At 45.4% G+C, this 8224-nt stretch carries 7 protein-coding genes; all 7 read left to right on the forward strand.

Translation table 11 applies throughout. The features are described 5' to 3' along the window. Nucleotides 1-243: 243 nt before the first annotated feature. The 7 genes from hemG to FPZ49_RS34570 all read left to right on the forward strand — a co-directional run bounded on the left by hemG (nucleotide 244) and on the right by FPZ49_RS34570 (nucleotide 7971). Nucleotides 244-1689: a protoporphyrinogen oxidase gene (gene hemG, locus FPZ49_RS34540; RefSeq protein ID WP_144855220.1), complete on the forward strand. Its 1446-nt coding sequence runs from the start codon at nucleotides 244-246 to the stop codon at nucleotides 1687-1689. Between the two features lie 248 nt (nucleotides 1690-1937). Beyond that, nucleotides 1938-2369, forward strand: coding sequence for a hypothetical protein (locus tag FPZ49_RS34545; protein ID WP_144855222.1), 432 nt, complete (start codon nucleotides 1938-1940; stop codon nucleotides 2367-2369). Nucleotides 2370-3408: 1039 nt separating this feature from the next. Continuing rightward, nucleotides 3409-4146, forward strand: coding sequence for an SDR family NAD(P)-dependent oxidoreductase (locus FPZ49_RS34550; protein WP_144855224.1), 738 nt, complete (start codon nucleotides 3409-3411; stop codon nucleotides 4144-4146). A 505-nt stretch (nucleotides 4147-4651) separates the two neighbouring features. Beyond that, entirely contained in the window at nucleotides 4652-5491 is an 840-nt protein-coding gene (locus tag FPZ49_RS34555; protein WP_144855226.1) for an SDR family oxidoreductase, read from the forward strand. A gap of 43 nt (nucleotides 5492-5534) precedes the next feature. Further along, nucleotides 5535-6509 carry an aldo/keto reductase family protein gene (locus tag FPZ49_RS34560; RefSeq protein ID WP_144855228.1) on the forward strand — a complete coding sequence of 325 codons (975 nt, stop codon included), beginning with the start codon at nucleotides 5535-5537 and terminating at the stop codon, nucleotides 6507-6509. A 144-nt stretch (nucleotides 6510-6653) separates the two neighbouring features. Then, entirely contained in the window at nucleotides 6654-7586 is a 933-nt protein-coding gene (locus FPZ49_RS34565) for an aldo/keto reductase (protein ID WP_144855230.1), read from the forward strand. 229 nt (nucleotides 7587-7815) lie between these two features. Further along, complete coding sequence (locus FPZ49_RS34570; protein ID WP_391563911.1) at nucleotides 7816-7971, forward strand: spore germination protein; 156 nt, start codon at nucleotides 7816-7818, stop codon at nucleotides 7969-7971. Nucleotides 7972-8224 lie beyond the last annotated feature (253 nt).

Consider the following 8224-nt stretch of genomic DNA (forward strand, 5'->3'; position numbering starts at 1 on the left):
TTCCGAGAAAACGTGGCTCACCACGTCCTGTATCTGCAACAGCAACAGAAATTGAATCTTTTGATACGTCTAAACCAACAAATTTTGTGTAATCCTTCATAATAGCGGCTCCTTTCGAATGTAACTCTGCATTTGGTTTTAGTAGAATCCACTACACATTGTTACCAAATGTAACCTACGCTAAGCGAATGGGGCCGCCTCGTTCATTATGACTAATGGGAACTAAACCATGAGGTGTTGAATTTGAAAACAATTATTGTGATTGGTGGCGGCATTACTGGGCTGTCGGCCATGCATGAATTTCGCAAATGGAGGAAGGCAACCGGAGCTGCGGTCAGGCTTTTATTAATTGAAGCGTCTGCACAGTTAGGCGGTAAAATTCAAACCGTCAGGCATAAACAATTCGTGATGGAGACCGGGGCGGATTCTATTGTAGCGCGAAAAATAGACGACATGAACGTGATTGAAGAACTGGGCTTGAAGGGTGACGTGGTCTATAACGCGACTGGACGCTCCTTCATATACGCTGGTGGACATCTGAAGCCGATTCCGGACGACGCGGTGTTCGGTATTCCGGCAAGCATCGAGTCTCTCGCCAAGAGTACGCTCGTCTCGGCAGAAGGCAAAGTTGCGGCGCTAAAAGATTTATATACGAAAAATGAGACGTTTACGAAGGACGATTCTGTCGGCGCGTTTCTGGAGTATTTTCTCGGGAGCGAACTAGTCGAAAAGCAAATTGCTCCCGTCCTTTCCGGGGTCTATTCAGGGAATTTGAGCGAATTGACAATTGCCTCAACACTACCTTACTTGATCGACTACAAGGAGCAATACGGAAGCATTATTAAAGGGCTCGAAGCAAACAAGCAGAAGTTTAGGATTGGTGAGAAGAAGTTTTTCTCGCTGAAAAACGGTCTGGGCTCGCTAATAGACGCCTTTCAAGCCGGTCTGACCAAAGAATTGCTGATAAACACTAAAGTCTGCAGAATTGATAAGGACAATGGACGGTATTTCGTGCACTTAGATGATCAGGACATTATCGAAGCGGATTATATTGTACTAAGTATTCCGCATACGGCAGCAGAACCGATTCTTGCCGATCCGAGCCTTACAGAGCAATTCTCGGGATTGAAAAGCAGCTCGCTCATCAGCGTATATGTCGGCTTTGACGTGCCCGATTCAGTGCTTCCCGCCGATGGAACGGGATTTATTACCGCGACGACCGATGAATTGTTCTGCAACGCTTGCACGTGGACAAGCCGCAAATGGGAGCATACGTCCAAATCTGGAAATTTGCTCGTCCGGCTATTTTATAAAAGCAGCCATCCTTCGTACGCTTTAATAAAGGATCTGGATCACGATGGACTGCTAAAGGTGGCGCTTAGCGATATTGAGAAGGGGCTTGGAATTACTGCCAAACCTGTCGTTAACGAGATCACCGACTGGACCGGGCAAATGCCAATTTATTCGATTACCCATCCGCAAAGCGTCCATGCACTTGAAAGGATCATGGCAGATGTATTCCCAGGCATTATTCTTGCTGGATGCTCTTATTATGGCGCAGGGATCTCGGACTGCATGAAGAACGGGGCCGATTCGGCAAGAAAAATCATTGATTTATTGAAGGAAGGCTATCCTCCAATAAGTAAGGGGCATCAGATAATAGTTGATCAAGCTAACGGGACACGATAGCTTGGCGCTGCCGCAAGGACACTCCTCTTGATGTTTATTGAAGTAACGGGAGGTTAGCGCCATAAGTAGTGCAGTAAGAGATGTTTAAACCAGTATAAAATTGTAAATCATAATCTCATGAAATCACAAAAACCTCTCGACGCATCCGCTTCAACATGGACGGAACCTGTGCGAACTTTGTTCATTATTCTAACCCCCTAGTACCCCTAGCATGGTCATTTTTCTTTCCGGGCTTTGGTTTCTTTTTAATGGGTCAATTTGTTCAGGGGTGGCTTTTGTTTTTTTGGGAAGTTGCTGTTAATGTAAAGGGTCACTTTAATACTGCTATTGTGTACACACTGACTGGACGTACAGAAGAGGCAACAAGGATACTCGAACAGGATGGAAAATGGGTCGTCATTCTTTACACAACAACGTTTGTTTTTTCTCTGTGGGCGAGCTATGTGTCGGCTGTTGACACAAACCAGCTGACCTATTTAGCTCATGGGGAAAACGCTCCAATTAAAGTATCTCATATGAATGCCTTGCAGTATAACTATTTAACGAAGCGGGACCCGTGGATGGCAGTCATTTGGTCACTTTTCATGCCTGGTCTTGGAGATGTGTACAACAAACGGGTTGTCAGTGGGACGCGTCCAAAGAAAGAACCTCCCCCAAAACTGAAGTTGTTGTCATTGTAGATTGCAGCAACGCACAGGCCGATGCGGTACAGAATATCTTTTGGCACAATCACGCATTTGGAATCTCAGCCTCTTCTCCTCAAGATATAGATTAATTCAAACGGTTGTCGGTTGAAGTCGGCATACTTAGGGTTCAAGAAGGCGGTAGAGGACCTTCACGCAAGAGTTCGACGATAGCCTTATGATTTTTGTTCAGCCAAGGCGCTATGTTGATTGAACTAAAACCAGCTAATAGTTTGTCAACATTTTTCTCTTAAGTTTTAAATGACTAAGACTTATACTGAAAAAAGGGCATACTTAAGAAACTTCCGTATAAACGTTGGAAGGTAAGCACCTGATCGGGTACGGGTTTGGGATCAACATCAGTGCGAGAATAAAACCACCGGTTTGAACTGTAAGGAGCTGAGATCGATGATCCAGCTTCTTTTTTTTAGATTGAGGGGAAGGCCTCAGCCATCGCCTTTTTGCACTTAGAAAAATGGTGGGTGAGTTTGCTTCAACCAAGGGATAGGATAACGGAACTGATAAAGCTTTCTCAACACTTACTTAGTAGTTTCTGACCCCAATTGCCATTGATCGCAACATTACTGATTAACTGACCCTTGTATTTACTGGTGAGATTCCTCATGAGTACTTTTCTTAGAGAACGTTCGTTCAAAGGTATTTGGGGTTCCGTTGAGCCTACCAGTTGTCATATATGTAACAAAGGTTGACAATTTTGTTTTCGGGAATGAGATAAAGTCTTGTTTGTCCAGTTATTACATCAAAAACCGCTGCTCTAATGCGACCCACTAAGCGGACGATGACGGCAAGTTTGTTATTCGCAAGCAAGCGATTATAAAGGTAGTGTGAGAGGCGGCGTCAAATGACGGAATAACCGATGGTATTAGCACTAGTTATTGATGCAGTTATTGATGCAATACTTAACAATGGTCTGCTTGCTAATGGACTATTGAAAAATATAACTTGAAGATTTTTAATTTTTTTGTCAATGAGTTATTATAAAACTCTAAAAATAACTAAAGAAAAGAGAAAAACGATGAAAGCACTTGTTACAGGCGCAAATAAAGGAATTGGTTTTGAAATTGCACGCCAACTTGGCAAACGTGGTTATGAAATTTTGGTGGGTGCGCGTGACGAAATTCGCGGTCAAAAAGCTGTGTCAGATTTAACCGCAGAAGGTATCACAGCAAGCTTTATCAAGATTGATTTGAACGATTTTACAACTTTACACGAAGCAGCAGACAGAGTCGGAACGCTTGATCTTTTGGTTAATAATGCAGGAATTCCAGGAAATATCGCAACCCATCGAGGTCAAAAAGATATGTTCAAATCAGCGTTTGATTACACGACTGATGACCTCCGTCAAACGGTTGAAGTGAATTTCTTCGGTACACACGAATTGATTAAATCGCTTTTGTCAAATTTGACAGAGGATGCGAAAATCTTGAACGTGACAATCCCGATTTCTGGAAATCAATATTGGCAACCTTTGGCTTATTTGACAAGCAAAGCAGCGCAAAATAGTATGACAATGGTATTCGGAAATGAATTTATCAAAACTGGCAGCAAGCGTCAAATTTTTGGCGTGATGCCAGGTGCTGTGGCAACTGATTTGAATGGAATGCCAGAAAGTGATTATGTTAAAAGCCCGGTAGCCGCAGCTGCGTTAATTACAAGTTTCCTTTTTGATGGAAAAAATCACAATGCACATATTGTTAATTACACAGGCGTAGATGTGACGAACTATGAAGCTGAGTTGTCGCAAAATAAATAATAAATTAAAAAAGTAGCCACTAAACAAAAACCTTGTCAAAATGACAAGGTTTTTGTTTAGTGTATAAAATGGAAAGGCTGTTTTCGCATATGCAGATCTCTTCTCAACTCCCTCGGTACGAATTAGTTTTCTCACGAGACGCAGGCAACATGAAGGCGCGTAAAACAAAGGAGTGTAGAAAAACTCCATTAAATTCCAATATATTGCATGCATTTTCCACGCTGCCCCTGAAGGTTTCCACTCCCATGTCTCAACGGGTCGAGCCCTCTCATTCCTTCGTTACACCTGTCCAAGGGGTGGAGGCCGGTCTTGCTAACGGAACGGGTCAGAGCCCTTTTGTTGAATACATACCTATCCAAACCAGATTTTTCATGCCGAAATAGAGAAGGTTACTTAAAAGTAACTAAATACACTAAATTTCAGCTCTTACAAAGAATTCCGGTATCTTATATGATTATTTCAAGCCGTTCGGCCATATGAAGGATTCTACTAGGAGGAAAAGAAAATGACGTCGACAAAACCGGTTGCGGTGATTACCGGGGCAACGCGCGGGATCGGCAGAAATATGGCGGTTTATTTCGCTGAGCGGGGGTACACAGTTGTTGGAACCGGCAGGGATAAGCAAAAGCTGGCGGAACTGGAAGAGAGGCTGCAGGCTTTAAGCTCGGGAAGCAAGTGTTACCGACTCGATGTCCAAGATTCCGAATCCGTTCATCAAACGGTAAAGGATATTCGCAGCAATATCGGTAAAGTTCATGTTTGGGTGAACAATGCCGGCTCTTTTGCCGCCATTGGGCCTACCTGGGAGGTTGACCCGAAGCAGTGGGAGAATGACGTGCTCACCAACCTGTTCGGAACGTTCCATTGCATTCAAGCCGTTGTTCCTGAAATGATTGAGCAGGGCTACGGCAGGATTATTAACGTCGTTGGCGGCGGGACGATTTCTGAATTTAAGTACGGGAACGGCTACGGCACCTCCAAAACCGCCATCGCCCGGCTGACCGAAAATCTGGACGCGGAGCTGCTTGGCACCGGGGTAAAGGCCTTTGCCATGGATCCGGGGTTGAACGACACCGACATGACCAAATACCAGCGGGAAACCGAGGCTGGGCAAAAGTATTTGCCTCGCATCACACAAATGTTCGAAGATAAAAGGGATGTGCCCTCCCATTGGGCTCCCGAGCTTGCGTACCATTTGGCGGAGGGAACGCTGGATCCCTATCATGGGCGTGTTCTATCCGTGTACGAGGATGCTGCCACGCTGGTGAAGAAAGCGGAGCAGCTTCAGGATGGAGATTATTATAAGTTGAGATTGGCGAAGCTTGACGGCACGCGCAGGAATTAACTTTAGCATGACCTAAAGACCATACTTAGGGAGGAAGCTTGTAATGAAGTACCGGAAATTGGGCAGAAGCGGTTTAAAGGTGAGCGAAATCGGCTTAGGCAGCTGGTTAACCTATGGAACGGCCGTGGAAAAGCAGACTGCGGTAGACTGCATAAAAATTGCATACGACCAAGGAGTCAATTTCTTCGATACGGCAAATGCGTATAACAAGGGGGCTTCGGAGGTTGTAGTCGGGGAAGCCTTAAGAAATTATCCGCGCGAGAGCTACGTGCTTGCGACCAAGGTGTTTTTTCCGATGGGGGATGGGCCGAATGACAAAGGATTATCCCGCAAACATATCATTGAGCAATGCAACGCCAGCCTTGCCCGCATGGGAGTAGAGTACATCGATTTGTATCAATGCCATAGATATGACGTGGATACGCCTCTCGACGAAACGCTTCGCGCGCTGGACGATTTGGTCTCGCAGGGCAAAGTACTTTATACGGGAGTGAGCGAGTGGACCGCCGCTCAGATCACAGATGCCGCGCATACGGCAAAGCAGCTCGGCTTGCGGCCGCTTATCTCCAACCAACCGATTTACAACATGCTTGTCCGTTATATAGAAAAGGAGGTTCTTCCAACTTGCGAGAAGGAAGGCTTGGGTCAAGTCGTGTTCTCGCCGCTTGCTCAGGGGATATTAAGCGGAAAATATAAAGCGGGCCAGTCGGTGCCTGAAGGCAGCCGTGCTTCGAACCAAGCCATCAATCGCTGGATCAGTAGCTACCTAAAGGAGGATGTGCTTCGATCCGTGGGAAAATTGGAGGATCTGGCAGCCGGACTTGGAATCAAGCTATCGCAACTTGCCATTGCATGGGTTCTCAGGCAGCCTGGAGTGAGCTCCGCTATCGCCGGGGCGAGCCGTCCTTCGCAGGTGGAAGAGAACGTTAAGGCGTGCGAGGTTCTGCTAACACCGGATGTGCAACAGGAAATCGATTCTATATTAGAAGAGATCAACGGCTTCGTTCCGATTTGGTAACTCGGAATGAATGAAAATTAGTCTCAGTAATGGTGGATGGACGAATTGCTTCAAGATTTGAAACAATAATGAAATCGTTTTGTACCCAAGCAGCGATATAATAAAATGGAAGTTGATCACATGATGTTGGGAGAGAAGTAATCCATGAAATATCGTAAATTAGGCAAGAATGGCCCGGAAATATCGGCCATTGGATTCGGATCTTGGGCAGCTGGCGGAGATTGGGGCGGACAAGACGATCAACTGACCGCTGAGAGTGTTCGTGCGGCATTGGATGCAGGGATTACCTTCTTTGATACAGCGCCTGCGTATGGGCGCGGGCACTCAGAAGAGGTGATCGGTAAAGCGTTGAAGGGCGTTCGCAGCAAGGTTGTTCTCGCTACCAAATGTGGATTGGTTTGGGATGAGAACAATAAGATTTCCAAAAACGGGTCTTACGCTTCCATCCTTCGTGAAGCGGAAGATTCCTTACGACGGCTAGGCACGGACTACATCGATCTTTACCAGATGCATTGGCCGGATACGGATACGAATGCTCCTGCTGAAGAAACCATGCGCGCAATGGATAAGCTGGTGCAGGATGGCAAAGTTCGATTCGTTGGAGTAAGCAATTACAGCATTCCGTTGCTGGAGGAATCTCTCAAGGTTCGGCATGTAGATTCTTTGCAGCCTCCCTATTCGATTCTAAGACCTGCGGTGGAGAAAGAGATCTTGCCCTACTGTCAGGAGAAAGGCATTGGAGTCGTTTCTTATAGCGCATTAACTTCGGGACTACTGTCTGGCAATTACAACTATGAAACCAAGTTCAGCGAAAACGATTGGAGATCACGGAACAAAGCTCACACGGTAGATTTAAAAAGCAACGTGGATCGTGCGGAAAAGCTGAATGTCATTGCCAACCAATTTGGCATCACCCTTCCACAGCTCGCAGTTGCCTACATCCTCATGAATCCGGCGATTACGAGTTCCATCGTAGGTGTCCGCAAACCGGATCATATTCTTAGCGTTCTGCCGGCAATTGATGTGAAGCTAGATGAAGCGACGCTGGCTGAGATTCGTGCGATTGCCGTAAGTTAGGGTGATACCCGCGAGTTGCGGGTATTCTGATCAAAAAAACGATCCCAAGAGGATCGTTTTCTTGTTTGGGCAAATAGGTGTTATTTTTTCTCGGCAGATGGCAACGTACGGCGGTACGGTTTATCCAGCGTTAATTTTGATACAAAAGGAATTGTATAAGGCTGGAGCGATTTAAAAAGGGGTTTAATATCAACAAAATCCATTCTCTATTATTGTAGCCCCCATCAAAATCACAGGCGCGAGTGGAGACGTTACGTTTGGTGATGTACTTCAAATAGCGCCGAAAAGTACATCCAAGACGAATATTGGCGCGGCGGACGGCAGTACCGGTGATTTTTGCGTGAACATATCCGTCCTCAGCTTTACGAATACACTTCCGATTTGAACGATTCCAACAATCAAGGCAACAATTAGCATTACGTTATGGATGCTGGCTGAGAACTTCAGCCTGATCTCTAACCTAAAACACGAAATTGGCATATCAAAAAAACGATCCTTGGGATCGTTTTTTTTTTCTACAGCGGAATAACCAACACACTATGTTTGTTTTCAAGTTTTTGAAGGTATGCTAAGGGATCTTTTCTAAATCTTCTTCGAAGTACACTTTCGTTCAGTCTGTTGTTCCATCTTTTCTTTTG

This window comes from Paenibacillus cremeus (assembly GCF_007786445.1).
Lineage (GTDB): Bacteria > Bacillota > Bacilli > Paenibacillales > NBRC-103111 > Paenibacillus_G > Paenibacillus_G cremeus.

Excerpts from the sequence above, each read along its gene's own strand:
- FPZ49_RS34545 (WP_144855222.1), top strand. The coding sequence starts at position 1,938 with ATGGGTCAATTTGTTCAGGGGTGGCTTTTGTTTTTTTGGGAAGTTGCT.
- FPZ49_RS34550 (WP_144855224.1), top strand. The coding sequence starts at position 3,409 with ATGAAAGCACTTGTTACAGGCGCAAATAAAGGAATTGGTTTTGAAATT.
- FPZ49_RS34555 (WP_144855226.1), top strand. The coding sequence starts at position 4,652 with ATGACGTCGACAAAACCGGTTGCGGTGATTACCGGGGCAACGCGCGGG.
- FPZ49_RS34560 (WP_144855228.1), top strand. The coding sequence starts at position 5,535 with ATGAAGTACCGGAAATTGGGCAGAAGCGGTTTAAAGGTGAGCGAAATC.
- FPZ49_RS34565 (WP_144855230.1), top strand. The coding sequence starts at position 6,654 with ATGAAATATCGTAAATTAGGCAAGAATGGCCCGGAAATATCGGCCATT.